This window comes from Pseudoalteromonas sp. JC3, from assembly GCF_030291895.1.
In the GTDB taxonomy this organism is placed as follows: Bacteria; Pseudomonadota; Gammaproteobacteria; order Enterobacterales; family Alteromonadaceae; genus Pseudoalteromonas.
This window is the reverse complement of the sequence record NZ_CP127855.1, coordinates 2,553,731-2,580,141: the sequence shown is the minus strand read 5'-3', so window position 1 is coordinate 2,580,141 and position 26,411 is coordinate 2,553,731. Positions and strand designations below refer to the sequence as shown.

Here is a 26,411-nt window from a genome sequence, read left to right as displayed (position 1 = left end):
ATAACTATGAAAAAGCCATTTAAGTTTAAGAAAAGCTTAGTAAAGCTAGCGCTGCTTCCTCTCGTTTTAGGAGCTGTGCTGCCATTACAAGCAGCAGCATCAACAGCAGAATTATCCGCTTGCTATGCAAAGGGACTCGATGATAGAGCACAATGCGGAAAAATCTCACAACCATTAAGTGAAACCAAAACAGAACAAAAAATTGATATTCACTTTATGGTTATTCCTGCAATAAAACAACTTTACCCACAAGAAGCAATTATTGCGTTTGCAGGGGGACCTGGACAATCAGCCACCGAAATCGCAGCAAACTTTGAAAGAATTCTGAAATACGCGAGAGAAAATAGAGACATTATACTTGTTGATCAACGGGGAACTGGAAAATCCAATCTATTGCAATGTGATATGGATAACCTTGAACAACAATTTGCGCTAAATGATACTTTGCTGGGTCTCGATTTTTACAAAGAAGACGCCCTAAAGTGCAAAGAAAAATTAGACACAGATCTTTCCGATTACACAACTGTTGCGGCAGCAAAAGATTTTGACGCGGTAAGAACCGCACTCGGTTATAGCAAGTTACACTTATACGGTGGCTCATATGGAACACGCATCGCACTTGAGTATATGAGACAGTTCCCTGATAGTGTTGCATCGGCCGTGTTAGATGGTCTTGCACCCAATAACCAAAGTTTAATGGCGATTGGTGGTGCGATAGAAGAGTCATTGAACGCCCTATTTGCACAATGTGAAGCCGATAAAAAGTGTGCAAATAATTATCCTAATCTAAAGCAGCAATGGCAAAGCTTGCTGGAGCAAGTTGGGCAAACGCCGATAGAGGTTTCTGTGCTTCACCCCAGAACCAGTAAACCGCTCGCAATGACGATGACCAAAATGAAGCTATTTAGCGCGATTAGGATGGCGCTTTACTCTCATACCTCCCGAGCATTGGTGCCGCTTGCGATTAGTGAAGCGACTAAAGGCAACCTTGCTCCTCTAGTTGGCATGATGGCACCAAGTGAAGACGGCCTTGGATTGGCCATGGGGATGCATCAGGCAATTGTATGTGGGGAAGATTGGCCACGATTAACGGCTGCGGACAAAGCGAAATATAGTGAAAACTATATGGGTAAGATGATGATTACAGGATTGGATGCGACGTGCCCAATTTGGAATGTGAGTCCGGTGTCGAGTAGTTACTATGAACCCGTTGCGTCCGATATTCCAACCTTACTACTTTCTGGCGGATTAGACCCAGCAACGCCTGCTCAGTGGGCCGAAGTTGCGATGGAAAAACTAAAAAATGCCACACACTTAGTTGCACCAACGGCAACGCATATTGTCGCAGGGCAAAGCTGTGCTAATAAGCTTATTGCTAAGTTTTACGATGAAAAGACAGTGGGAGACTTTGATACCAGTTGTCTTGAAGAAGACACACGCAAACAATTCTTTATGAACATCAATGGCCCTGCAACAGCTGATAAGGAGTAACTCATGATCCAAGTAGATAACTTACATAAAAAGATTGGTGAAGTGAACGCGCTAGACGGGCTGTCATTTACCGCTCGTGATGGTCAAATTACGGGACTATTGGGACCCAACGGAGCTGGTAAAACGACTTGCTTACGGACCGTATTTGGCCTGCTTCAAGCTGATCAAGGTATGGCGTCTATCGATAGTATTGATGTTGCCAAAGAGCCAACCAGGGCAAAACAACAATTAGGATTGTTCCCAGACCCATGTGGGCTCTACGAGCGCATGACGCCGCGTGAATATACCCAATTTTACGCTGAACTAAGTGGCATGGACGCAAAATCGGCCGCTACAGCGACGCAAGAAGTATTAGAAAAGCTACAAATGTTGGATATCGCGGATAGACGCTGTAAAGGCTTTTCACAAGGCCAAAGAATGAAAACGGCGTTGGCACAGGCAATCGTGCATAAACCAACGAATATTGTACTTGATGAGCCAACACGTGGTTTAGATGTAATGAGTACCAGAGTGTTACGGGATTTGTTGATGATGCTTAAGGCGCAAGGTCACTGTGTCTTATTTTCTAGCCACGTGATGCAAGAAGTTGCAGCACTTTGTGATCATGTGGTGGTCATGGCGAAAGGCAAAGTGGTCGCGGAAGGTTCTCCAGAGGCCCTATGTGAACAAACAGGTAAAGCGTCGCTTGAGGAAGCTTTCATTACCCTGATAGGTACAGATGAAGGAATTGCAGCATGATGAAATTAATCTCAGTTTTATTTAAAAAAGAAGTGTTAGACGCAAGCCGCGACAAACGTTCAGTGATGGCTGGCCTTTACTATTGTATCGGTGCACCTATTCTAATGTGTGTATTGTTTACCGTCATGTTTAAGCAAATGGCTTCGCCTGAAGCACTCAAAATCACCATTAATAACGCAGAAAATGCGCCAAACTTAGTGCAATTTTTAGCGAGTAAAGAAATTGAACATGGTGAAGGCGAAGAAGTTAAAGCTATTACCTTGGAGATCAGCGAAGATTACCAAGAAAATATGATGCAAGGTAAGAGTGCGACGGTATTTATCATTGCTGATAAATCGGAGCAAAAGTTACGTTCATCAATTAACCGACTAGAGCGTAACCTCATGTTATACAACAGCGAAGTTGCTTCCTTGCGATTAGTCGCGCGTGGTATCGATCCGACTATTGCACGTGCGATTGATGTCCAAACTCATGACCAAGCGACACCGACCTCTAAAGGAGGCTTCGTATTAGGTATTGCAACATTATCTATTATTATTTCGCTATTTTATGCGGCGATGGGTATGGCGATTGACAGTAGTGCAGGGGAGCGTGAACGTAACTCATTACAGCTATTACTTAGCCATCCGATCAGCACCATGCATATTGTGTTAGCTAAAGTGGGGGCAATCGCAGGTTTTTCTATCATTGCTTTAGTGTTAACCACCATAGTATCTAAGTTTGCTTATAATATGGTGCCATGGGAAATGATGGGCTTTACAGTGGTCATTGGTCCTAAATTTATTATTTCAGCAATTATAATTGGCCTGCCTATTGCATTAATGTCTGCCAGTTTATTGATATTTATCTCTTTCTTAGCTAAATCATTTAAAGAAGCGCAATCTTATGTGGCGATGGCGCTGTTCATTCCGGTAATGATGAGTATGGCAACGACCTATGATATTGCCACTGACATTATGCAGTGGATGCCGATCGCAGCGCAGCAAAATGCAATGATTGAAATCATTAAAGGCAACGCGATACCGGTACCACAACTATTATTGTCGAGCGCGGTCACACTGGGGTTGTTTGCTATTTTCACCTACCTAAGCAGTCGTATGCTAAAAAGTGAAAAGGTAGTGTTCGGCCTTTAATTTATTTGTTCCCAACTATGGCGCCCAAAGCGGCGCCATTTTTGTATTTTACCTCATCTTAATTTCACGTATAATCGGCGCCCCATAATTGATGTAGTAATGTACTAGCGCGATAACGCGCACAGTACGCAGTTGAGTAAGTATGAATACGGCACCTAACACCATGACAGAGCAAGATAATCGCAAAGAAGTTTTAGAGTTTAATAAGCTGCAAAAGCGTCTGCGCCGTAATGTCGGCAACGCCATCAAAGATTACAATATGATCGAAGAAGGCGATGTGGTGATGGCTTGTATCAGCGGTGGTAAGGATTCATTCGCCATGCTGGATATTTTACTTAGCCTAAAAAAAGCGGCACCAATTCACTTTGATGTGGTCGCGGTCAATCTGGATCAAAAGCAGCCTGGGTTCCCAGAGCATATTTTGCCTGAGTACTTCGAAACGTTAGACATTCCTTATTATATCATTGATAAAGATACCTACTCAGTCGTAAAAGAAAAAGTACCAGAGGGCAAAACGACTTGTGGCCTTTGTTCACGCTTGCGCCGTGGTACTTTGTATTCATTTGCTGAAAAGATTGGCGCGACAAAAATCGCACTGGGTCATCACTTAGATGATATTGTTGAAACGCTGTTTTTAAACATGTTCTACGGCGCGAGAATGAAAGCGATGCCACCCAAACTACGTTCTGATGATGGTCGTAATGTGGTGATCCGCCCACTCACTTATGCACGTGAAAAAGATCTTATTCAATACGCTGAACACAAGGATTTTCCTATTATTCCGTGCAACCTATGTGGTTCGCAAGAAAACCTGCAACGTCAAAATATTAAATCTATGTTGGTTGAGTGGGACAAGAAGACGCCTGGTCGAGTAGAGAATATTTTCAAATCAATTCAGAATGTTAGTCCAAGCCAACTGGCTGACACTGAACTCTTTGATTTCGAAAGTTTGCCTCTAGATAGAGACGGTGAGCGAGAAGCTTATGATTTTAACGAAGCGGTGGTTTCCTCGACAAACATTGATGAATCATTGTTCATTGATGTAACCAATATTTAATTCTCAATAGTGATTTACCCAGACTAGCCTAAATAGTCTTATACTTCTTAACTATTTTACTTTTTGGCTTGCACAGCTCAAGTAAACGGAATGTGTGGCTGTGTATTTGCCGCACATTCCAATCTAAACTTGGGATCACCTCTTTTTCTAGCAGCTGTTATCCCGAGTCTACGCATTAGTCTTCTAATGGGGATTTATAGCCATCAGGCTTTAGTGCTAAGACATCACAATCTAAGCTATCAATCACATGTTCAGCAGTATTGCCAACCAGCGCTGCACTCAGTCCAGTGCGACCGACAGTGCCAATGACCACTAACTCAGCGTCTTTTTCTTTAGCAACGTAGGGAATAACGTCCTCTGGTAGCCCTTCTTTGATGATGCAATCGCTTTTATCTATTGAATAAGTTTCTGCGAGTGCAAATGTTTCGTCTTCATGGTGTTTTTTTACGGCTTCATTGTATTGCGATGGGTTAAACTCGGGAATTTCAATGGCAATATTAACAGGCGTTGCTGGATAGGTGTTTACCAGGCTCAATTTGGCATTGGCTAATTCACATAAAAACTGAGCATCCGTAATGATACGTTTATTGAGTTCTTGATGTTGCTCGTTATCGCTGACAGAGTTTACCGCTGCAATAATGTTGCCTTGATCTGGCCAAGCGTGATCTTTAACCAGTAATAGAGGTGCAGGGCATTTGCGAATTAAATGCCAATCGGTTGGGGTGAAGATCACTGATTTCAGGGTGTCGTGTTGATGCGTAGATTTAATGACCAAATCATAATCATGCGCAAGCACGGTTTTGATGATCGCTTCGTAGGGGCGATTGTGCCACAACACTTTAGTTTGGATACTCACATCAGAAAAGTCCTTAACCATATCGGCAAGCCATGCTTCTCTGTCTTTGATCACCGCTTCACGCATTGCTTCACGCTCGTCTTTAGACAACATCGTGGTCATTTCATAGGAGAAGTCATAAATAGACATAAATGCAGTGATGGCTGCACCGGTACGTTTGGCAAGATTGATAGAGCGTTCTAAGCTATTTTGGCGCTCTTTAGTTGGATCAATTACGGTGAGTATACTTTTGATTTTATCCACGACTATCTCCTTAAAACGGTATACAAATAAGGTCAGAAGCTTTTCACCTCTGACCTTATTGAGTGTAACCGATCCTATCTAAGGATAAAGTCTTAACGATAAATAGTTTGTTCTAAATCAAGATGCAATCGCGGCTGTTTCAGCTAGGGCTGCAGCATCAATAATGGTGATGAACTTGCCTTCGACCTTTATTGTTCCAGCTTTTTGGAAGCGGCTGAGTAAACGACTAATGGTTTCTACAGTAAGACCCAAGTAGTTACCAATTTCACCGCGCGTCATCGTAAAGCGGAATTCTTTACGAGAAAAACCACGCTCGCCAAAGCGATTTGAAAGGTTATAGATAAAAGTTGCTAAGCGTTCTTCAGCAGTCTTTTTATTCAGTAATAACAACATTTCTTGGTCGTAATTGATTTCACTGCTCATTAATCGCATGATCTGTTGGCGCAGTTTTGGCAGCTTACCAGCTAACTCATCAAGGGTGTCAAAAGGGATTTCGCATACCATAGAGGTTTCTAAAGCTTGTGCGAAGCTTTGGTGCTGCATTTTATTAATGGCATCAAAACCCACAAGATCGCCCGCAAGGTGAAATCCTGTGATCTGCTCATCACCTTGTTCAGACAGTGTGTAGCTTTTAAATGAGCCGGAACGAACGGCAAAGATAGCATTTAATGGCGCACCTGACTCGAAAAGAAAATCTCCTTTATGAAGCGGCTTTTTACGTTCAATGATCTCATCTAGCTTGTCCATTTCACTGCCATTGAGCGAAAATGGGAGACAAAGTTGACTGATACTGCAATTATTGCAGCTGATTGTGCATTGGCTCTTTGAGCGGTTTTGATTACTTAAGTCCATAAAATTTCCATAAGTCTATGACGCACGTGAAGGCAACCTAGTACAAAGCATAACGGCTTTGGTACTACAGATCGCCACAAACTCATATGACACGCAAAAGAAAATTTGGTTATCAATTGGAGCTCCTAATCTCAAAGCGCTAACCAATAATCTTAAATGATGAGTTTGCTTAGATAAGGATAGGTTAATGTACTAACTTATCAGTTGCAATAATAATTAAATAAACACCATACCAAATCAATAAATTACCCATAATAATACGTGTAACTAAATGATTTATAAACTTTTGTAGCAGCTGAGCCGATTGTCCTATTACAATCATTGCAGGCATTGTGCCGACACCAAAGGCGAGCATAATGAGTGCGCCTTCAGTTGCTGATCTCGCTTGTAATGTCCATGTTAAAGCCGAATAAACTAGGCCACAGGGTAGCCAGCCCCATAAGGCGCCGTAGCAAAATGCTTTGGTTTTTGTGTTGACCGGGACTAAGTAGCGATTGAGCTTAACAATATGTTGCCAAATTAAGCTTTTAGCAAACGACTCTAGCCATTTTAAGGTACTGGCTAAGCGCATTACGTAGATAGCGACAAGCACCATAAAAATACCACTCATCAATTGTAATATAATGGCGAGAGATGTGTTTTGCTTGGCGAGACTTGCCCCGAGTAGGGCAACAAGGCTGCCAGCAAGCGCATAGCTGGAGATACGTCCGATATTATACAACAGGGTAACAACCACCGCAGAAAGTTGCTTGCTCGCCAGTTGTAGCGAGCTGGCAATACCGCCACACATCACCAAGCAGTGGCCACTTCCCGCAAGCCCCATCACAAATGCACTCAGCAAGCTTATCTCATTCATGCTAGTTGTCGTTATTACTTTTGTCATTTGATGGTTTTACGGACTTATCACCCGTTTGCGCTTTATCATCATCGAATAAGATGCTGTGGCCCTGTTTATTCAAATCTGAAAATTGTTCGCTTTTTACTGCCCAAAAGAAAATACCAATAGCAATAATGACGAATAAAATGGCGATAGGTATTAATACGTAGATGATACTCATAGCTTTAATAACCTTAATGAATTACCGATCACGATGATCGAGCTGGCTGACATGCCAATAACTGCTATCCAAGGTGGAATAAGGCCAAGTGCAGCGAGTGGCAAAATGGAGCCGTTATACAAAAGTGATATGGTTAAGTTTTGCTTTACTATTCTGCGCGTTTGTTTCGCTACTTGCTGAAGGGCTAGAATGGCATTCAAATCGCTATTTAACAACACCACATCAGCGGTATTTTTTGAGATATCAGCGCCGGTATCCATCGCAACTGACAAGTGAGCGCTATTGAATACTGGGCTATCGTTGATGCCATCACCTACCATAGCGACAATCTCGCCTTGTTTGGACCAAGCCTCAACGGCTTGTTGCTTAATCTCTGGTGTGCAAGCGCTTTGGTAGCTATCTAATGCTAACTGCTGCGATAACTCTTTACCCGCATTGGAGCTATCCCCAGTTAGCATATGGCATGTAAGGCCCGCTTGTTGTAACTGTTCAACAACTGTTTCTGCATTGCTTTTTACTTTGTCATTGAAGTAAAAGTCAGCGACTGCGTTGTTATCAATGAACAAGGTTGCTTGAGCAAATGACGCGTGGTTATCAAACCAATGGCTTTTCCCAAGGGCAATAGTGATTCCTTGCCAGTGACCACGGATACCTGAACCAGCCACAACTTCAACATCTTGGACTAGGTTTTCGGTTGGGGTGATATGTGCAAATGCGCGAGCGATAGGGTGTTCAGAAAACCGCTCTAACGCTGCTGCAAAATCCAAGACTTGTTGCTCGTTATAGTCAGTTTGTAGCAATTCGATATGTTTGATTGAGAAACGGCCTTCGGTCAGTGTGCCTGTTTTGTCAAAGGCAACACGCGTTAATTTGGTTGCCGTTTCTAATACATGGGCCTCTTTAATCAAGATCCCTTTCTTTGTAAGTGACGCCACGGCGCAAGTCAGCGCGGTGGGTATAGCTAGGCTCAATGCACAAGGACAGGTTGCTACTAGCACCGAAATCGTGATCCAAAAAGCCTTATCTGGTGAAATGGGATACCAGCCGATGGCGGTAATTGAGGCAAAAACTAATAGACAGGCAACAAACCACTGCGCGACTTTATCGGTGATTTCCACCAACTTAGGGCGTTTGGTAAGTGCGTTATGTTGCAGTCGAATAATTTGGTTGAGCAAGGTATTTTGCCCAATTTTATTGATCTCTAACGTAATTATACCGTCGTGATTCACGGTTCCAGCATACACTTGATGGCCTTGATATTTCTTAACTGGCAAATGTTCGCCTGTCATCATCGACTCATCAACTGTGGTATGGCCTTTGATCACTAAGCCATCCGCAGGGATAGTTTCTCCAGCCTTAACTAATATCAGATCGTTCAGTTTTAGCTTTTTGGCGGCAATATGTTGCTCATTGTTATTCTCATCAACCTTTCTGGCGGTCAATGGCAGCAGCTTTTGCAGGTTTGCAGTAAACTCACTGGCTTTTAATCTGGCCCTGAACTCAAGGTATTTACCTAACAACAGCAAGAAGGTAAACATACAGATGGATTCAAAATAGACTTCGCCGACTTCCATAAAAGTCGCGTAAGTACTGGCGCCGTAAGCTCCGAATATAGCAAGTGAAACAGGGAGATCCATATTCAGTTGTTTAGCTTTCAGCCCTTTAACCGCATTCGTTAAAAATGGCATCGCTGAATACAGAATAACAGGAGAGGCAAGCACGAGACTTATCCAACGAAAGTACTGTTCAAAGTTCTCTTCCATGCCTGAAAACATGCCAAAGTACATGGCAAATGCAAACATCATCACTTGCATAGTCATGAGGCCAGCAACGCCTAAACGACGGATGTATGCTTTCGCTACGGCTTGTTTCTGTGCAGCTTCTTCATCGGCTTGAAATGGGTAGGCCTTATAGCCGATTTCCATCAAAGATTTAATGATATCGCTAAGCTTAACGTGTTTATCTTGCCATACAATCATGGCGCGGTGAGTGGAGGTGTTAACATCAACACGAACGATACCACCGAGCGCCAGCAGTTGCTTTTCGATAAGCCAAGCACAAGCGGCGCAGCTTATTCCTTCAACACTGAGCAGTACCTCTTTATGTTCTCCGCTAATTTCGACGAAGTCCTCTTGGATCTCGTCGTTATCATAGCTGAGTAGCATTTTGAGTTGTTCAGGTACAAGCTCTTCAACTTTACCTGCACTTTCTGTGCGGTAAGTATAGTAGTCACTCATACCTTGAGAAATAATGGTTTCGGCAACGGCCTGGCAGCCAATACAGCAAACCGGTTGTGCGCTACCCTCAAAGGTAACCGAGCCTACAAACCCTTTAGGAATAGGCTCCAAACAATGAAAACACGAATTTGCCATGGCAGCTTACTTATACTGTGGAGTGACCGCGATAATACCATCATGTGGCAGTTGGATTTTTTCTTTCATTTTCCAACTGTTGTCCATAGGCTCTATAAATACCGTGAATACACCGCTATGTGGTTCATCAAATAAGCCAGTAAACTCGCCGCTGGCGTTTTTAGTCAGCGTGACTGCAAAATCGTATTTCTCAATAGTGCGGTGGTAAAACGAAAGCTTTAATGCATGAACTTTAGAAGCGTCGCCCTTGGTAAATTTAAAGGTGACTTTTTGCTCTGCTACTTGCAGGTCACCATGTAAATAGAGCGCTTTTGCTTTATCAAACTTACTCAGCTCTAGATTGATTGCTTTACCTTTTTTGTAGTAGTCATCAACGACCATATCAGGACCATTACCGACTGCAAACGTGATGAGAAAAACACAGGCAACGACAGTAACGAGTGGGAAAAAAATTAAAAACCAAGGCCAAAAATTCTTATACCAAGGGGTAGGGTTCATAGTTGCTCACATGGCTATAAAACTTGCTCGTATTCTATCGTAAGTTGCGGTAAATACCTAAAAAAAAGCCTCCAAATGGAGGCTTTTTTGATCTCAAATAATGTTCTAAAAGCTAAGCTTATTGGTCTTGTGACAAGCTATAAACATACGCTGTTAGAAGGTGTACTTTATCTTCACCTAAGATATCTTTCCATGCTGGCATAACACCCGCACGACCGTGGCGAAGTGTGTCTTCAACTGCGCGTTGAGAACCACCGTATAGCCAGATATTATCGGTTAAGTTTGGTGCACCGAACGGCAGGTTATGTGCAACAGAACCTTTACCATCCATACCATGACAAGCTGCACACATTGCAAACTTAGCTTTACCTGCTTCAGCATCTTTTTGGTTAACAGTACGTCCAGAAAGGCTTAGTACATAAGCAGTCATTTCTTTTACGCCTTGATCACCAAGTGCATCTTGCCAAGCTGGCATCGCTGCAACACGACCGTTAAGCAGTGTTTCTTTGATCTTGTCAGGCGTGCCACCATATAACCAGTCTTTATCAGTTAGGTTAGGGAAGCCTGCGCCACCACGAGCATCAGAGCCATGACACTGAGCACAGTTTTGCGAGAATAAACGTTGACCGATTTCAAGTGCTTCTTCATTCTTTGCAAGCGCAAGTACGTCTTGCTTTGCAAATTCTTGGAAGATAGGGCCAAAACGGTCTTGTGCTGCTTCAACTTCTTTATCAAGTTGTACCCACTGGCCATTTTCATTTGCTTCAGCGACTGCTTTCTTAGACTCTGCCAAGGTAGTAATACCTTGGTTAGAGCTCGTCCAGTTTAAGAAACCTTTAAAGTTACCAAGACCTGGGTAAGCAGCAAGATAATATACTGACCAAACAAAAGTCGCGAAGAACATGTAAGTCCACCACTTTGGTAGTGGATTATTTAATTCCTCAATTCCGTCGAACTCGTGACCACAGCTTTCGCCTTCTTTGACACCTGTGTAGTTTTTCAGGTTCCAAATTAGCAGGCCGAAAATCAGAGCTAGACACGCTAGGGTTAGTACAATAACCCAAATACTCCAAAAGCTAGTCATTTTTCAGACTCCTTTTCCTCGTTAGAGATAGTGTTGTTATGTTTTTTCTCATCTTCAAAAATGGCATTAGCAGCGTCGTCGAAACGGCGCTTAGAGCGCTTGCTATATGCCCACACAACAATCACTATAAACAGTACCAAAATTACCAGAGTCAAAATGCCTCTGTATGTGCCGTAATCCATAACAATTACTTCAAATGTGTGCCAAGTTGTTGTAAGTAAGCGATAAGTGCTTGCATTTCTGTCGCACCTTCACCACCGTTCATCGCGTGGATTTCATCCACTTGCGCTTGTAGTTCAGCATCATCACCGTAGCCTTTGCCATTGTAGCGGTCTGACGACTTATCAATACCAAATGCATCACGGAACACTTGTAATTTTTTCAGAGTATAAGTGGTATCTACTTTAGTGCTATCAAGCCAAGGGTAGCCTGGCATGTTTGACTCAGGTACCACCGAGCGAGGATCCATTAAGTGCGCATAGTGCCAGTCGTCAGAATAACGCTGACCAACACGTGCCAAATCTGGACCTGTACGTTTAGAGCCCCACTGGAATGGGTGATCCCATACTGACTCACCGGCTACAGAGTAGTGACCGTAGCGCTCAACTTCATCACGGAATGGACGAACCATCTGTGAGTGACAGTTGTAACAACCTTCACGTACGAAGATGTCACGACCTTCCATTTCAAGCGCGGTAAGCGGGCGTAAGCCTTCTACTGGCTGAGTGGTATCTTTTTGGAACATTAGTGGAGTAATTTCAACTAGTGCACCGAAGCTAATCGCGAATACCGTTAGGATAGCCATCAGGCCAACGTTCTTTTCAACGATTTCGTGTTTGTTTGTTGAGTTATTGTTGCTCATACTCAATACCCCTTAAGCCACTTGCGGGTTTGCATCAGTGGCAAGTTGACCACTTTTTGCAGTAACCGTACGGAATACGTTGTAAGCCATTACCAGCATACCAACTACGATGAATACACCGCCTAGGAATCGCATGATATAGAAAGGCTTAGAAGCTTCTAGTGACTGAACAAAGCTGTACATTAATGTACCGTCAGCATTTACTGCGCGCCACATTAGGCCTTGCATAACACCAGAGATCCACATTGCAACGATATAAAGCACAACACCAACAGTGTGTAGCCAGAAATGCGTGTTAACTAGCTTGATGCTGTACATGTTACCGTGACCAAATAGGGCAGGGATTAGGTGGTAAATTGCACCGATAGAAATCATCGCAACCCAACCTAGTGCACCAGAGTGTACGTGACCTACTGTCCAGTCTGTGTAATGTGAAAGCGCATTTACAGACTTAATAGCCATCATTGGGCCTTCGAACGTAGACATACCGTAAAACGATAGAGACACAACTAAGAAACGCAGTACTGGGTCAGTACGTAGTTTGTGCCAAGCGCCAGACAGCGTCATGATACCGTTGATCATACCGCCCCAAGAAGGAACGAATAGGATAACTGACATCACCATACCTAGAGACTGTGTCCAGTCAGGTAGTGCGGTGTAGTGAAGGTGGTGAGGACCTGCCCAAATATATAGAGAAACAAGAGCCCAGAAGTGAACAACCGATAGACGGTAAGAGTACACTGGACGACCTGCTTGTTTTGGTACGAAGTAGTACATCATACCTAAGAAACCAGCGGTAAGTAGGAAGCCTACTGCGTTGTGACCATACCACCACTGAACCATCGCATCTACTGCACCTGCGTAGATTGAATAAGATTTAGTAAGTGATACAGGGATAGCCATACTGTTTACAATGTGAAGCACTGCAACAGTGATAATGAAACCAGCGTAGAACCAGTTTGCTACATAGATGTGTGACACTTTACGCTTGATAAGAGTACCAAAGAATACTACAGCATAAGTAACCCATACTACCGCGATTGCGATATCAATCGGCCACTCTAGTTCAGCGTATTCTTTTGAAGAAGTAATGCCCAGAGGAAGCGTGATAGCCGCAGATACGATAATGGCTTGCCAACCCCAGAAGGTAAATGCGGCAAGTTTGTCAGAGAACAGGCGCGTTTGACACGTGCGCTGAACAACATAGTAAGAGGTTGCAAATAGTGCACTTGTACCAAATGCAAAGATTACTGCGTTCGTGTGTAACGGACGAAGTCTAGAGTAAGTTAACCATGGAATGTCGAAGTTTAACGCAGGCCACGCAAGTTGCGCTGCGATAAATACACCTACACCCATGCCAACAATGCCCCAAATCACTGTCATGATAGCGAATTGGCGTACAACTTTATAATTGTACTCAGTTTGTGATGCTACTGTTTGGCTCATTTTCTGGATTCCGCTGCAATTTATTGCGATTAGAAATGAATTACCTGAATTACAGGCCCTAGTTATATTTCTTCAAGCCCGTCATGTTTTAACTCAAAAGATGAGTGAAAACCTAACCAGCCCGAGAAACCTTTATTTTTGCGAGGAAATGATAATTTTTTTGCTTATGAAAAGATACCTAAAACGCCTAAAATTATGACATCAATCAAGTTTTCAGGCGCTTTTTGTTCGCTTCTTAAGCAACCTAGCATTTGCCCTGAAACTTGCGTACACTGCGCAGGATTCAGAAGTGACGGTAAATCCCTCATGATTGCAAAGCAATTAACAATCGGGTTGCTAGGTGTTTTCCTCGTGGCCTGTTCAGACCCGACTATTATTATACATGAAAGTTCAGAAAAAAGTGAAAGTTCAGTAACAAGAAATGTCTGTAATTTTTCAACGCCCTGTGATTTGACTCCACAAGTGCAGATTTATCTGGGCTCAGAGCAGGTTCAACCGGAAACAGAATTTACCATTGGGCTAAAAAGTGCGACTAAAGTAGAGGTCGTTTCGGCATGGCTTGAGGGAGAAAATATGAACATGGGGAGAATTCCCGTGTTCTTTGACAAAAACACACTGATAGCAAAAACCATGGTCGGTGTTTGCACGGATAAATCTATGCGTTGGATTTTACGTTTGGCGCTAACCGTTAACGGCCAGTCTGTTACTACCAGTCATCCAATAGCTGTAAACTACCAATGAATAAATCTGTTTTTATCGAATATCTCAAGTTTGCACTTGAACAAAAGCTGATTGAAGCCACTGAAGCGGCAAACAGTGCACGTGCTGATGCTACCCATGAACAAAGTGCTGCTGAAACACAATATGACTCGTTGAGTATCGAATATGGGTATTTGGCAGAAGGACAAAGTGAGCGCGTTGATGCCATGCATTTGGCAAAACAAACAATATTGAATCAGTTGGCTCTAGCTGTAAGCAATACAATTGCACATAACGCACTAGTTGAAATTGAAGACGAGCAGGGCAACTGTCATTGGTTCTATTTTGCGCCTTGCGAAGGCGGGCTAAAAATCCAATATAAAGAAACACCAGTGTTGGTGTTAACGTTTGATGCGCCTCTTGGCAAGCGACTAAAGGGGTTAACGGTAGACGAAGATATTTCGTTTTTCTTCAACGGCCAACAGCAAACGTTAACCGTGATGCAAATACTGTAGAGTAGTTTACTCTCGTTTTGCTACGAGTTGCTACGAGAACAATTTCTTTCTTACTATTGCCCGATATGTGCTTGGTGACTTTCCCATTAATTGCCTAAATACTCTACTTAATTGCCCTTGTGAATTAAATCCAGAAGCAAGGGCAATATCTTGAATGGAGAGGTTACTGCTCGCGAGTAGCTCTTTACACATTTCTATACGCACCTGTTGCAAGTAGGCAACGGCGGTTTGTCCTGTTGCTTGTTTAAAGCGGCGGTTAAAGGTGCGATAACTCAAATCAAATTGCGCCGCGACAGCGGGTAAAGAGATTTCCGATGCGGCGTTATTTTTCAGCCAAAATAGAATTGCGGCAATTTGCTCGTCAGCATGACGGTCCACAGCCCCTTCTAAATAGCGCTGTTCTTCGTATGGTTTACGAATTTCATGAGAAAAGTTTTGCTGCACATGGTGTGCGGCATCTATCCCGTACAGTAGTTCAATAATATGTACAATAACATCAGCCAGCGCATTTAAGCTGGCTACAGTGTAGATCCGCTCTGATTGAGTGATAAAGTAATCCGGTTTTAATTCAACATTGGGGTATAGCTGAGAAAATTGTTTGGCAAAATGCCAGTGGGTCGTTGCTGAATGCCCGTCAAGCAGGCCTGAACTTGCTAAAAAGCAAACACCTGTACCAACACCTATCAGTGTGCTTCCTGCTCCCCATGCATCCGCAAGTGACTCACTCAGCGCTTGGTTTTGTCTTACAATAGGTCTTGGATTTCGCCATATACTTGGCACAATAATGTAGTCATATAAAGGCAATGAGCTAAAGTCACTTTGTGCCTCAAGTGTCAGGTAATTATCGGCGTTGACCGCCTCGCCTTGGCTGCTGCAAAGGAGAACTTCTAAAGGAACATAAGCCTCTTTTAGATGTACTTTAGCAAAGGCTTGTCCGGCTTTGAGCATTTCCAGCGGTAAGGTGACACTGGTAACGAGCATATGCTTGTAAAGCACAATGGCGACCTTAGTATAGGATTTCATCTGCTCCGACCTCTTTGTTTTGGCGAAAAATGATTTATATGTGGCGTATTTTGTAAAAACTTAAATTCGAATGCAATTAAAATCAAGTCATTATCTTAGTTCAGAAGTAGGAACGACATGACAGCATTGCCAATTATTATAGGAATGGGGGGAATTAACGCCGCGGGGCGCACCTCTTTCCATCAAGGCTACAAACGTATTGTACTTGATAAGCTAAATGCTAAAGACCGACAAGAGACCTATTTGGGCCTTGCGAGTTTAATGAACTTAGTGCGTTATGAAGATGGCCAGCTGATTGACCAAAATGACCAAGTCGTTCAAGAGATGGAGATTGAGTCGCGTTTTGGTGAGCAGATCTTAGCGGGAACGTTGATCCGTAAAATCGAAAAAAACCATTTTGATGTAGATGCGACCCCTTGGCAGCAAAAGCTCACAATGAAAGCAAATGATGATAGCAAGATAGTATTCAGTTGTCGTAAACGTGACTTACCAGAGCCTGTTCCTGCAGCTTGGCAAGTGATTGAGCTCGATCCAAAAACGGTTGAAGTAACCATTGCGGACCAGATTGAAGTTAAGCACGATAGCTATAGAGACAATCCAATTAAAGCCGCAGGTCAATTACCAACAGGCTTTGAGCCGTCACTCATGTATAACAGCCGTTACCAACCACGCGGTCTTCAGGCGACGATTTTTGCTGCAACCGACGCTATCCGCTCAACGGGTCTTAAGTGGGACAAGGTAATGAACAGCGTGCGACCGGACCAAATCGGCACTTACTCCGCCTCTGTGGCAGGGCAAATGAATGATGAGGGCTTAGGTGGATTAGTACGTAGTCGTTTGCGTGGCGACCGAGTAAGCACTAAGCAGTTAGCGCTAGGACTCAACACCATGTCCACTGACTTTATCAATGCTTATGTTACTGGTAGCGTTGGCACAACATTTACGACATCAGGTGCCTGTGCGACGTTTCTATATAACCTCCGCGCTGCAGTGAATGATATTCAGGCTGGCCGTACTCGAGTGGCGATTGTAGCCAGTGTTGAGTGTGCCATTACACCAGAGATCATCGAAGGCTTCGGTAATATGGGCGCACTCGCAAATGAAGAAGGTTTGCGTAAACTTGATGGTACTGAGCATGTAGATTATCGCAAAACAAGTCGTCCTTTTGGTGAAAACTGTGGCTTTACAATTGGTGAAGGGGCACAAGTGGCGATTTTGATGGATGACGCCTTAGCAATTGAACTTGGCGCGCAGATCATGGGCTCGGTTGCTGACGTATATGTCAATGCAGACGGCGTGAAAAAGTCGATTACGGCACCAGGACCTGGTAACTATATTACCATGGCAAAATCGGTCGCGCTGGCTCAGCAAATCGCAGGCACAGAGGCTTTAATAAAACGCAGCTTTATTTTGGCACATGGCTCAAGCACACCACAAAACCGGGTCACTGAGTCGCTTATCTACCACAAAATCGCAGAAACCTTTGCGATTAATGGTTGGAAAGTGGCGGCGCCAAAAGCCTATGTTGGTCATACCATCGCGCCGGCGTCTGGCGACCAGCTTGCGATGGCACTTGGGGTGTTCGAATACAATATTATGCCCGGGATCACCACAATCAATGCAGTAGCAGAAGATGTTCACGCCGAGCATTTAGATATTCGTACCGAGCACTATGAGTGCGAGCCAATGGATATCGCCTTTATAAACTCCAAGGGCTTTGGCGGCAACAATGCAACGGCAACTGTACTTTCTCCAAAGCTCACGAAGCAGCTACTAAGCAAGCGCTATAGCCAAGCTGAGTTTGCAAATTATGAGCAACAACTTGCCATTACAACACAAAGGCAAATTGCATATCAGCAAGGGGCCGATTATGGTCAGTACGAACTCATTTACCGTTTTGGCAATGGCATGATTGATGAGTCTGAATTAAATTTAAGCCAGCAAGAGTTAGCCATTCCTGGGTTCGAGCAAAGTATACAGCTTTGTCCAACGAATCCATACGGCGATTTAATCTGATGATTTGATATAAAGAATAATGTTAAGCAAGCAAGGCGTACAGGGAGTACGCCTTTTTTATTTTTAGCTTAGTGCTCAAAGCGCAAGCGGCAGTCAGGCTCATCTCATATAGTTAGCATGAAACTCAAGATGATTTTCAATAAAGCTCGAGATAAAGAAATAGCTATGATCGTAACCTTCATGCATGTTTAGCGTGATAGGGTAGCCTGCTTTTTCTGCAGCTTGTTCGAATAACCAAGGCTTTAACTGCTCGTCTAAAAACTGGTCACTTGAACCTTGCTCAATGAGTATCGGACGTTTCGTTGGACTAACATAGTGCGACAATAATTCGGTCGCGTCATATTGTAGCCAGCGCTGTTTGTCGTCCCCTAAATATCCTGTTAGCGCTTTTTGACCCCAGGGGCAGTTACTTGGGTTCACGATTGGGCTAAATGCTGAGATACTCGTATAGGCATCAGGGTTTCTAAGCCCAATAATTAACGCACCATGCCCCCCCATGGAGTGACCACTAATGGCTTTTTGCGGACTAACAGGGAAGTGCGCTTCGATTAACTGGGGCAGCTCTTCGGTCACGTAGTCATACATTTGATAATGTTGACTATACGGTGCCTGTGTCGCATTGACGTAAAACCCCGCACCTAGACCAAAGTCATAAGCGCCATTTTCATCATCTGCAACGCCTTCTCCACGCGGGCTTGTATCTGGCGCGACAATAGCGATACCAAGCTCGTTGGCTTTTTTAAACGCGCCTGCTTTTTGCATGAAGTTTTCATCGCTGCAGGTTAACCCTGAGAGCCAATATAAAACCGGGGCTTGTTGTCCCTCGTTGACAATTTCAGGTAAAAAAATGGCGAAGGTCATTTCACACTGTGTCGACTGGCTGGTATGTGTGTAGCGCTTATGCCAACCGCCGGATACTTTGTTGCTGGAAATCAGTTCCATCAAGTGCTCCTTAATTAAGCGAAATAGGACGCAACCTGTGCGTCCTTGAGCGGGTACTAGTAATGGATCACTGAGCGGATACTCTTGCCTTCATGCATTAAATCAAAGGCTTCATTAATATCTTCGAGCTTCATGGTATGAGTGATAAAGTCATTGAGTTTGAATTCACCAGCCATATAGCGTTCAACAATCTCAGGAAGCTCTGAGCGACCTTTTACGCCACCAAAAGCACTGCCGCGCCATACGCGACCGGTAACCAATTGGAATGGGCGTGTTGAAATCTCTTGTCCAGCGCCTGCAACACCGATGATGACAGACTCACCCCAACCTTTGTGACAGCACTCAAGGGCACTTCTCATAACATCTACGTTACCGATACATTCGAACGAGAAATCCACACCGCCATCGGTCATTTCAACGATCACTTCTTGGATAGGTTTGTCGAAGTTTTTCGGGTTGATAAGATCGGTTGCCCCAAGCTTTGTCGCCAGCTCAAACTTATCTTCATTGATGTCGATACCGATGATCCGACTCGCGCCAGCCATTGCCGCGCCAATGATAGCGGACAAGCCGATACCACCTAGGCCGAAAATGGCGACGGTATCGCCTTTTTGCACTTTAGCGGTATTCATTACTGCGCCCATTCCTGTGGTGACACCACAGCCAAGCAAACAGATCTCCTCAAGAGGCGCTGCTTTGTTTACTTTAGCCAAAGAGATTTCTGGCAGCACAGTGTACTCAGAGAACGTTGACGTGCCCATGTAGTGATAAATTGGTTGGCCGTCTTTATAAAAGCGGGTTGTGCCATCAGGCATCAAGCCTTTACCTTGGGTTTCACGGATCTGCTGACAAAGGTTCGTTTTACCAGACTTACAGAACTTACATTCGCCACATTCCGGTGTGTACAATGGGATCACATGGTCGCCAACGGCAACGCTAGTAACGCCTTCACCAATCGCTTCAACAATACCTGCACCTTCATGACCTAAGATTGCTGGGAATACGCCTTCAGGATCGTCGCCAGACAAAGTGAAAGCATCGGTATGACATACGCCTGTTGCGGTGATTTTAACTAAGACTTCGCCTTTTTTCGGTGGCATAACATCAACTTCTTCAATACTAAGCGGTTGACCTGGGCCCCAAGCGATTGCTGCTTTAGATTTAATAAATTCAGACATGGTTTGTTCCTTTCTTAAAAGTTGATATCAGTATAACTACATTATGATTTTTGATAATCTATAAAAATCATAAAGACTTTTACGTATATGTAATAATGGATAGATGGATTGGCATTGATGAGTTTGTAGCGGTCGCGAGTAATGGCTCATTTAGTGGGGCTGCAACTCAGTTAAATACTTCGGTTGCGCAAATTAGTCGCCGTGTGAAAATGTTAGAGGAGCGGCTCAACATACAACTTTTGACGCGCACTACCCGAAAATTAGCGCTGACTCAGGAAGGTGAAGTGTTTTTATCTCACGCAAAGCATTTGCAGCATGGATTAGATGACGCCACTGCTGCAATCCGTCAACGTGATAGACAGCCAACAGGCAAACTTAAGCTTACCGCACCGGTAATGTACGGCGAATCTTATGTCATGCCTGCCGTGGTTGACTTTATGCGTTTGTATCCAAAAGTTGAGGTTGAAATGCATTTGACGAACAATCAAGTCGACTTGCTCGATAAGGGCTTTGACTTGGCAATTCGACTCGGTAAGTTACAGGATTCATCACTGCGCGCCAAACGGCTAACCACACGTAAAACCATGGTGTGTGGCGCGAATATCTATTTAAATCAATTTGGCCAACCGCATACGCTCGCTGAGCTTGGCAATCATAAATGTTTGATTGGCAATAGCAGCGAATGGCGCTTTGTTGAGCACGGTAAAACGCGACAAATTAAAGTGGCGGGGCCACTGCGTTGCAACAGTGGTTGGGGGCTCTTGGAAGCAGCAAAGCAAGGCTTAGGTTTGGTACAGTTACCACATTATTACGTGCAAGAGTCGCTAGAGAGTGGTGAGTTAACAGAGGTACTAACCAACTTTAGACCTGAAGAAGAGGGGGTCTGGGCGCTGTATCCACCCAGACAATTTGTCGCGACCAGCTTACGGTTATTACTGGATCACTTAAGTGCGCACTTTAATAAGTTTTAGCCATAGTATCAATGGCTTGACTGAGCGCTATCTCGCGACTATCACAAAATGCACGGTCGCCTAGACGGTCATGAATGTTTAAGCGCTTGAGCTTATCGGTGGTCTCCAAATTCGGTGAATAGATAAACACGCTACAGTCAGCATCAAGCGCATCTGTAATCGCATTTTCAATGGCTAAGCCCACGGTGACATCAATCATAGCTACGTCGCTTAAATCTAATACCATGGCTTTGTATTCACTAATCTTGCGGTGTTGTCTTGCGATTGCTTTTGAGACGCTAAAAATCATTGGCCCGGAAAGATAAAAGAATAATAGTTTACCGTTGGCTTTATCTAACAGCTCGCTTTCCTTTTTTGTTAGTGGCACATCTTCGTCGCTATCACTGTCGCTAATTGCTTTAACATGATTAGCTTGCACTCGGCTTAATCTCTCTATGATCATCACATTAGAGATAAATACGCCAAGGCCCACGGCAACAATCAGGTCAACAAAAACGGTAAGTAGCATTACGCCATACATAATCGCCATTTGACTGACACTAAGCTTATGAGCACGCTGGATAAAACTCCAATCCAGAATATTAAAACCAACATACACTGCAATACCAGCAAGCACCGCCATTGGGATTGGCTCGGTCAGGCTGCCCGCGATAAAGACTACGGCCATCAAAATTAGTGCCCTGAATATGCCAGCAATGGGCGAGCGAGCGCCCACTTGAATATTGACCACAGTTCCCATCGTTGCACCAGCACCTGGCAATGCACCAAAAAGGCCAGCTATCATATTGGCAATACCTTGGCCTCTGAGCTCCTTATCAGAATCATGTTCGGTTCGCGTTAAACTGTCGGCTATTACTGCTGTTAGTAACGTATCTATACAGCCCAAAGTGCCCAGTACCAATGCGTCGATAAGCATTTCAACGAATAGCTCTGGTGATAATACTGGCAACACAATACTTGGCAAGCCACTTGGAATTTCTCCGATGCGGCGAATACTATCGGTATCAAAAATAATAATTGAAAGCAGTGTAACGGCGACGAGTGCGACCAGTTGAGCGGGGACGTACTGGCGCCACTTACTTGGCATTTTGAATAAGATTGCAAGTGTGATCACCCCGAGGAACAACTCAGAAAAGTGTAAATCCATTAGCAGGCTGGGCAAATTAGACAAAGTGCCAACAACACCACCTGCAGGCGCTTGGTGTCCAAGTAAAGGAGCAAGCTGCAAAATAATGAGGATAACACCAATACCAGACATAAATCCGGAGATGACGCTGTAAGGCATCAAGGTAACGTATTTACCTAACTTGAGCGTACCGAGTAAAACCTGAAAAGCACCTGCCATCATGACAACAGTAAAGCCCATCGCAAGACCATTTTCGGGGTACTTGCTCATCATGGCGGTGAGTACTGCTGTCATGATAACAGTCATTGGGCCGGTTGGTTCAGAAATGAGGGAGGTTGAACCACCGAACAGCGCGGCAAATAAGCCAACTAAAATTGCGCCCCACATCCCAGCTTCTGCGCCAGCACCAGAAGCAACACCAAAAGCGAGTGCGAGTGGTAAAGAAATAATTGCAGTGGTTACACCACCGAATAGGTCACCTTTTAAAGAGGCGTTTTTAAATCTCTTAAGTGTGATCATACTTTTGACTTTAACGATCAAAGAATTGACGGCATTCTACTGATAAATAACACGGAGTGCTACGAAGGACTGGTATTACCATTTGTCTGCTCAGTAAAATTCGGACACAAAAAAGCCAGTCTAAAAAGACTGGCTTTTCAATTACTGCTTAGTCAACCTGAGCAGGAGAGGCCATGTCGGCGCTTGCTCTGCCTGTTGGTGACTTAGAGCCAACACCTAATCCGCTATTCGCCACAGTCTGACGCTGTTCATGTGGCATCGCAGATGGTGTTTCTACCACGACATCCTCAATCACACTTTGTGCCTTTGTCATTGGCGCGGCAGCCGTTTGATTGAAGCGTATACGGCTTTGTACTGAATTGCCGTTTACTACTTGTTGAGTAGGTGCTTCAACTGTTTCAGCGACTGCTGTATCTTCAGTTGAAGATTCAGTAACTGTTTCAGCAGCTGTTGTTTCCACAACCGCTTCTGTTGCCGGTGCCTCGGCTGCTGGCTCCTGAACTTCAGGTGTTGCCTCAGTGTCAGAAGCCTGAGTTTCTTCTACAACTGCAGTTTCAGCCTCAACTTTTTCCTCTGTCGATTCAACTTGTTCAGCCTCTACTGTGTCAGCGATTGGCTCAGCTTTCACCTCTTTTGCTGCTTCTGGCGGCATAGCTTCTACTGCTTCTGCGACTACTTCGTCAGCGCTTGCGGATGTTTCGGGCTGTGCAGCTTGTTGCAATGGTGCTTCAGCAGTACTTGCCTCAACTTCTTTTACAGGCTCCGCTTCTTGCGCTGCATTTTCGTCAACCTGTGCTTCGGCTGGCTTAGTTTCGACATGCTGCTCTGCATCAGTGTGTGTCTCAGAAACTGTCACTTCTGCCGCTGGCGCATTATCTTCAGTTACCGCTTCAGGTGACAATTGAGTCTCAACTGTATTTGCTTCTTGCTGTACACCTTCTTGAACGTCAATGTCAGAAGAAGATTTTGCTTTTAGCTCTGCTTCGTATTCTGCAGCTGCTTGATCTGCAACGGGCACAAATGCAGCAGCTTGACCTTTTTCAGGCGTATCCTGACGACGGCGACGTTGACCTGCCGCTCTCAGATGACGCGGAGAACGTCTAGAGCGAGTGCGGCCTTCTTTATTTTCGTCATCATTTTGCGATTCTGAAAGTTCGGTAGATACCACCTCGGTAACATCGTTTTGTTCGTGGCGCTCAGTGTTAGCAGTTTCTTGCTGCTTTGCTTGAGCGTGTACGTCAGCTTGTTCAGAAGGTGCTGCTACATGTTCGTTAGTTGCAGACTCTTGTTCTGATTTGTCAGCGACGGGTTTCGCTTTTCTTTGCCTTGGCTTTTGTTCAGCTTTAGACTCAGCTGCCGTTTTCGCTGGTTGTTCAAGCGGCTTTGCTTCTACTTTCACTTCTTCAGTGCTAACTTGCTCTGACGTGTTAGTATCCTGCGCATTGGTTTCTTCCACACGTACCTTCTTGCGAAGATTACGTCTTTGTCTGCGTGGTTTTACTGTCGCTTCTTTAACTGGCGCGTCTTTAGCCTCAACCGTTTCAACGTTATCGTTTACAGGCTCCTTAGCTGGACGGTTTGCTTTGTCCTGATCTTGGCGCTTTCTGTTATTTGGACGACGGCGTTTGCGGTTATCACCACGTTGCTCGTTACTGTTGTTTTCGTCTTTCGATTCAACCGTTGTGTCTTTTTGTTGATCGTTACGACGGCGGTTATTGTTACGACGACGATTGTTATTATTGCGACGGCGATTATCACGGTTGTTATCGCGTGATGATTTTTCTTCAGAAGGCTTGTTTTCTTCTTGGTTATCGCTGTCACTAGCAAATAGGCTCTTGAACCATTGACCAATCTTTGCAAACAGGCTGGTGCCGTTTTGAGCAGGTTGTGCTTGTGGCTTACGCGTTTGTGGTTTTGCTGTTTGAGCTGGAGTAGGGGCTGGCGCAGGCGCCGGTGCATCAGGCATAACGACACCTTTTAACACAGGCTCCTCTTTCACAATCGCTTGAGCTCGAGCAATTTCAACGACTTCAGGCTCTGGCGCGGTGATCTGCTCATAGCTTGCAGCTTCTGTTGTTTCATCTTTACGCAACCTAACCACTTCATAGTGAGGTGTTTCTAGGTGTTGATTAGGGATGATAACAACGTGGCACTCGTGGCGCTTTTCGATGCGTTGCACAGAACGACGCTTTTCATTTAATAGATAAGCACCAACAGCGACAGGCACTTGGGCGTTGACCTGAGCGGTATTATCTTTGATCGCTTCTTCTTCGATTAGACGCAAGATAGACAAAGCAATGGATTCGTTTGAGCGAATGGTGCCTTGGCCGTCACAGCGTGGACACGTATGTTGGCTCGCTTCACCTAAAGACGGACGCAAACGTTGACGCGACATTTCTAATAAGCCGAAACGAGAAATCTTACCGATTTGCACGCGAGCACGGTCAGTACGAACGGCTTCTTTCAAGCGGTTTTCTACTTCACGTTGATGGCGAGGCGGAGTCATATCGATAAAGTCGATAACGATTAATCCACCTAAATCACGTAAACGTAACTGGCGTGCAATCTCGTCAGCCGCTTCTAGGTTAGTATTCAGCGCAGTCTCTTCGATATCGCCACCTTTCGTCGCTTTTGACGAGTTGATATCGATAGAAGTGAGTGCTTCTGTTGGATCAATAACGATAGAACCACCTGAAGGCAAACGCACTTCACGCTGGAAAGCTGACTCAATCTGACTCTCAATTTGATAATGCGTGAATAACGGCACATCGTTTTGATAAAGCTTAACACGATTGATGAAATCTGGACGGAAACGCTCGATATGCGCTTTCGCTTCTTCAAAAACACGCGGTTTATCAATTAGGATCTCACCGATATCACGACGTAAATAATCGCGAATAGCACGGAAGATCACGTTACTTTCTTGGTGTATTAAGAAAGGTGCTTTACCGCTATTTGCTGCGTTTTGGATTGCGTCCCAATGAACAAGTAGCGCCTTAAGGTCGTACTCTAGTTCTTCGAAAGATTTACCTACGCCCGCGGTGCGTACGATAAGACCCATACCTTTAGGTACGTTTAAGCGACTCAATGCTTCTTTAAGCTCAATGCGCTCATCACCTTCGATACGACGTGAAATACCGCCAGCTCTTGGGTTATTTGGCATTAATACCAAGTAGCTACCAGCGACGCTGATAAACGTTGTAAGTGCCGCACCTTTTTGACCACGTTCTTCTTTATCAACCTGAACGATGACTTCTTGACCTTCTTTGATCACGTCTTTGATGTTAGGACGACCATTGAATGTGTAGCCATCTGGGAAATACGTTTTAGCGATTTCTTTTAAAGGAAGGAATCCGTGACGCTCAGCGCCATAATCAACAAATGCGGCTTCTAGGGATGGTTCGATACGGGTAATTTTACCCTTATAGATATTGGCTTTTTTCTGTTCGTGACCAGGGCTTTCTATATCTAGATCGTATAGACGCTGGCCGTCAACCAGTGCCACGCGCATTTCTTCTTGCTGCGTTGCATTGATCAGCATACGTTTCATATTGTAATTCTCTACTTAATTTATTCACAGCGCCTGATACGTCTTGCCAGCGACAGCGTGTTACACCTTGGATGTTCCTATTAAATGATGCAGTCTCACGACTGGGGGAAAGGGAACATATTCACAGTTTCCGCTTTAAATCAGGGTAAAATCACTGATCCATCGTTCGCTTTTTGCACGTT

Annotated in this window: 23 protein-coding genes; 8 read left to right on the top strand and 15 right to left on the bottom strand. The window is 44.3% G+C overall.

What is annotated here, in order from left to right:
• Positions 1–6: 6 nt before the first annotated feature.
• From QSH61_RS10810 to ttcA, 4 genes are all read left to right on the top strand, one after another.
• The gene (locus QSH61_RS10810; protein ID WP_206470961.1) at positions 7–1,491 is read left to right on the top strand and encodes an alpha/beta hydrolase; all 1,485 of its coding nucleotides are present in this window, start codon (positions 7–9) and stop codon (positions 1,489–1,491) included.
• Between the two features lie 3 nt (positions 1,492–1,494).
• Positions 1,495–2,229: an ABC transporter ATP-binding protein gene (locus QSH61_RS10805; protein WP_095729531.1), complete on the top strand. Its 735-nt coding sequence runs from the start codon at positions 1,495–1,497 to the stop codon at positions 2,227–2,229.
• Positions 2,226–3,362, top strand: a complete 1,137-nt coding sequence (locus QSH61_RS10800; protein ID WP_010605018.1) for an ABC transporter permease — start codon at positions 2,226–2,228, stop codon at positions 3,360–3,362. The genes QSH61_RS10805 and QSH61_RS10800 overlap by 4 nt, the downstream gene beginning before the upstream one ends.
• A 163-nt stretch (positions 3,363–3,525) precedes the next feature.
• Positions 3,526–4,419 (top strand): tRNA 2-thiocytidine(32) synthetase TtcA, encoded by an 894-nt coding sequence (gene ttcA / locus QSH61_RS10795; RefSeq protein WP_010373971.1) that lies wholly within the window; start codon positions 3,526–3,528, stop codon positions 4,417–4,419.
• A 175-nt stretch (positions 4,420–4,594) separates the two neighbouring features.
• Here the strand turns inward: ttcA and uspE are convergent, their stop codons facing one another.
• From uspE to ccoN, 10 genes are all read right to left on the bottom strand, one after another.
• The gene (uspE, locus tag QSH61_RS10790) at positions 4,595–5,518 is read right to left on the bottom strand and encodes a universal stress protein UspE (RefSeq protein WP_010605017.1); all 924 of its coding nucleotides are present in this window, start codon (positions 5,516–5,518) and stop codon (positions 4,595–4,597) included.
• A gap of 117 nt (positions 5,519–5,635) precedes the next feature.
• Positions 5,636–6,370, bottom strand: coding sequence for an FNR family transcription factor (locus tag QSH61_RS10785; RefSeq protein ID WP_010373979.1), 735 nt, complete (start codon positions 6,368–6,370; stop codon positions 5,636–5,638).
• Between the two features lie 184 nt (positions 6,371–6,554).
• Positions 6,555–7,226, bottom strand: coding sequence for a sulfite exporter TauE/SafE family protein (locus QSH61_RS10780; RefSeq protein WP_174168727.1), 672 nt, complete (start codon positions 7,224–7,226; stop codon positions 6,555–6,557).
• Position 7,227: 1 nt separating this feature from the next.
• A complete protein-coding gene (gene ccoS, locus QSH61_RS10775; RefSeq protein ID WP_102056971.1) occupies positions 7,228–7,428 on the bottom strand; it encodes a cbb3-type cytochrome oxidase assembly protein CcoS in 201 nt (66 codons plus the stop codon).
• Positions 7,425–9,800 (bottom strand): heavy metal translocating P-type ATPase, encoded by a 2,376-nt coding sequence (locus QSH61_RS10770; RefSeq protein ID WP_174168728.1) that lies wholly within the window; start codon positions 9,798–9,800, stop codon positions 7,425–7,427. The genes ccoS and QSH61_RS10770 overlap by 4 nt, the downstream gene beginning before the upstream one ends.
• A gap of 6 nt (positions 9,801–9,806) precedes the next feature.
• Positions 9,807–10,298 (bottom strand): FixH family protein, encoded by a 492-nt coding sequence (locus QSH61_RS10765; RefSeq protein WP_010605013.1) that lies wholly within the window; start codon positions 10,296–10,298, stop codon positions 9,807–9,809.
• A gap of 118 nt (positions 10,299–10,416) precedes the next feature.
• Positions 10,417–11,382 (bottom strand): cytochrome-c oxidase, cbb3-type subunit III, encoded by a 966-nt coding sequence (gene ccoP, locus QSH61_RS10760; protein ID WP_206470960.1) that lies wholly within the window; start codon positions 11,380–11,382, stop codon positions 10,417–10,419.
• Positions 11,379–11,564: a cbb3-type cytochrome oxidase subunit 3 gene (locus QSH61_RS10755; RefSeq protein ID WP_010373992.1), complete on the bottom strand. Its 186-nt coding sequence runs from the start codon at positions 11,562–11,564 to the stop codon at positions 11,379–11,381. The genes ccoP and QSH61_RS10755 overlap by 4 nt, the downstream gene beginning before the upstream one ends.
• 5 nt (positions 11,565–11,569) lie before the next feature.
• Entirely contained in the window at positions 11,570–12,244 is a 675-nt protein-coding gene (gene ccoO / locus QSH61_RS10750) for a cytochrome-c oxidase, cbb3-type subunit II (protein WP_010373994.1), read from the bottom strand.
• A gap of 12 nt (positions 12,245–12,256) precedes the next feature.
• Positions 12,257–13,690, bottom strand: coding sequence for a cytochrome-c oxidase, cbb3-type subunit I (gene ccoN / locus QSH61_RS10745; RefSeq protein WP_010373997.1), 1,434 nt, complete (start codon positions 13,688–13,690; stop codon positions 12,257–12,259).
• Positions 13,691–13,996: 306 nt separating this feature from the next.
• Here ccoN and QSH61_RS10740 point away from each other — a divergent pair, with 306 nt between their 5' ends.
• Together QSH61_RS10740 and QSH61_RS10735 are read left to right on the top strand one after the other, a co-directional pair.
• Positions 13,997–14,431 carry a hypothetical protein gene (locus tag QSH61_RS10740; RefSeq protein WP_010605011.1) on the top strand — a complete coding sequence of 145 codons (435 nt, stop codon included), beginning with the start codon at positions 13,997–13,999 and terminating at the stop codon, positions 14,429–14,431.
• Complete coding sequence (locus QSH61_RS10735; protein WP_010605010.1) at positions 14,428–14,904, top strand: hypothetical protein; 477 nt, start codon at positions 14,428–14,430, stop codon at positions 14,902–14,904. Before QSH61_RS10740 ends, QSH61_RS10735 begins: the two co-directional genes overlap by 4 nt.
• A 30-nt stretch (positions 14,905–14,934) precedes the next feature.
• Here the strand turns inward: QSH61_RS10735 and QSH61_RS10730 are convergent, their stop codons facing one another.
• Entirely contained in the window at positions 14,935–15,927 is a 993-nt protein-coding gene (locus tag QSH61_RS10730) for a GlxA family transcriptional regulator (RefSeq protein WP_010605009.1), read from the bottom strand.
• A gap of 117 nt (positions 15,928–16,044) precedes the next feature.
• Here QSH61_RS10730 and QSH61_RS10725 point away from each other — a divergent pair, with 117 nt between their 5' ends.
• Complete coding sequence (locus QSH61_RS10725; protein ID WP_206470959.1) at positions 16,045–17,943, top strand: beta-ketoacyl synthase; 1,899 nt, start codon at positions 16,045–16,047, stop codon at positions 17,941–17,943.
• Positions 17,944–18,042: 99 nt separating this feature from the next.
• Here the strand turns inward: QSH61_RS10725 and fghA are convergent, their stop codons facing one another.
• On the bottom strand, positions 18,043–18,885 hold the full coding sequence (gene fghA / locus QSH61_RS10720) for an S-formylglutathione hydrolase (RefSeq protein WP_174168730.1): 843 nt from the start codon (positions 18,883–18,885) through the stop codon (positions 18,043–18,045).
• Between the two features lie 56 nt (positions 18,886–18,941).
• Positions 18,942–20,063 (bottom strand): S-(hydroxymethyl)glutathione dehydrogenase/class III alcohol dehydrogenase, encoded by a 1,122-nt coding sequence (locus QSH61_RS10715; RefSeq protein ID WP_069022378.1) that lies wholly within the window; start codon positions 20,061–20,063, stop codon positions 18,942–18,944.
• Positions 20,064–20,158: 95 nt separating this feature from the next.
• On the opposite strand from QSH61_RS10715, the gene QSH61_RS10710 reads away from it, so the two are divergent.
• Positions 20,159–21,034 (top strand): LysR substrate-binding domain-containing protein, encoded by an 876-nt coding sequence (locus QSH61_RS10710; protein WP_102056963.1) that lies wholly within the window; start codon positions 20,159–20,161, stop codon positions 21,032–21,034.
• Here the strand turns inward: QSH61_RS10710 and QSH61_RS10705 are convergent.
• A complete protein-coding gene (locus QSH61_RS10705) occupies positions 21,021–22,679 on the bottom strand; it encodes a SulP family inorganic anion transporter (RefSeq protein WP_010605005.1) in 1,659 nt (552 codons plus the stop codon). The genes QSH61_RS10710 and QSH61_RS10705 overlap by 14 nt on opposite strands.
• A 148-nt stretch (positions 22,680–22,827) precedes the next feature.
• Positions 22,828–26,229: a ribonuclease E gene (gene rne / locus QSH61_RS10700; protein ID WP_206470958.1), complete on the bottom strand. Its 3,402-nt coding sequence runs from the start codon at positions 26,227–26,229 to the stop codon at positions 22,828–22,830.
• Between the last annotated feature and the right edge of the window lie 182 nt (positions 26,230–26,411).

Coding starts and splice junctions, on each gene's coding strand:
- QSH61_RS10810 (WP_206470961.1), top strand. CDS start 7: ATGAAAAAGCCATTTAAGTTTAAGAAAAGCTTAGTAAAGCTAGCGCTG.
- QSH61_RS10805 (WP_095729531.1), top strand. CDS start 1,495: ATGATCCAAGTAGATAACTTACATAAAAAGATTGGTGAAGTGAACGCG.
- QSH61_RS10800 (WP_010605018.1), top strand. CDS start 2,226: ATGATGAAATTAATCTCAGTTTTATTTAAAAAAGAAGTGTTAGACGCA.
- ttcA (WP_010373971.1), top strand. CDS start 3,526: ATGACAGAGCAAGATAATCGCAAAGAAGTTTTAGAGTTTAATAAGCTG.
- QSH61_RS10785 (WP_010373979.1), bottom strand. CDS start 6,370: ATGGACTTAAGTAATCAAAACCGCTCAAAGAGCCAATGCACAATCAGC.
- QSH61_RS10780 (WP_174168727.1), bottom strand. CDS start 7,226: ATGAATGAGATAAGCTTGCTGAGTGCATTTGTGATGGGGCTTGCGGGA.
- ccoS (WP_102056971.1), bottom strand. CDS start 7,428: ATGAGTATCATCTACGTATTAATACCTATCGCCATTTTATTCGTCATT.
- QSH61_RS10770 (WP_174168728.1), bottom strand. CDS start 9,800: ATGGCAAATTCGTGTTTTCATTGTTTGGAGCCTATTCCTAAAGGGTTT.
- QSH61_RS10765 (WP_010605013.1), bottom strand. CDS start 10,298: ATGAACCCTACCCCTTGGTATAAGAATTTTTGGCCTTGGTTTTTAATT.
- ccoP (WP_206470960.1), bottom strand. CDS start 11,382: ATGACTAGCTTTTGGAGTATTTGGGTTATTGTACTAACCCTAGCGTGT.
- QSH61_RS10755 (WP_010373992.1), bottom strand. CDS start 11,564: ATGGATTACGGCACATACAGAGGCATTTTGACTCTGGTAATTTTGGTA.
- ccoO (WP_010373994.1), bottom strand. CDS start 12,244: ATGAGCAACAATAACTCAACAAACAAACACGAAATCGTTGAAAAGAAC.
- ccoN (WP_010373997.1), bottom strand. CDS start 13,690: ATGAGCCAAACAGTAGCATCACAAACTGAGTACAATTATAAAGTTGTA.
- QSH61_RS10740 (WP_010605011.1), top strand. CDS start 13,997: ATGATTGCAAAGCAATTAACAATCGGGTTGCTAGGTGTTTTCCTCGTG.
- QSH61_RS10735 (WP_010605010.1), top strand. CDS start 14,428: ATGAATAAATCTGTTTTTATCGAATATCTCAAGTTTGCACTTGAACAA.
- QSH61_RS10730 (WP_010605009.1), bottom strand. CDS start 15,927: ATGAAATCCTATACTAAGGTCGCCATTGTGCTTTACAAGCATATGCTC.
- QSH61_RS10725 (WP_206470959.1), top strand. CDS start 16,045: ATGACAGCATTGCCAATTATTATAGGAATGGGGGGAATTAACGCCGCG.
- fghA (WP_174168730.1), bottom strand. CDS start 18,885: ATGGAACTGATTTCCAGCAACAAAGTATCCGGCGGTTGGCATAAGCGC.
- QSH61_RS10715 (WP_069022378.1), bottom strand. CDS start 20,063: ATGTCTGAATTTATTAAATCTAAAGCAGCAATCGCTTGGGGCCCAGGT.
- QSH61_RS10710 (WP_102056963.1), top strand. CDS start 20,159: ATGGATAGATGGATTGGCATTGATGAGTTTGTAGCGGTCGCGAGTAAT.
- QSH61_RS10705 (WP_010605005.1), bottom strand. CDS start 22,679: ATGATCACACTTAAGAGATTTAAAAACGCCTCTTTAAAAGGTGACCTA.
- rne (WP_206470958.1), bottom strand. CDS start 26,229: ATGAAACGTATGCTGATCAATGCAACGCAGCAAGAAGAAATGCGCGTG.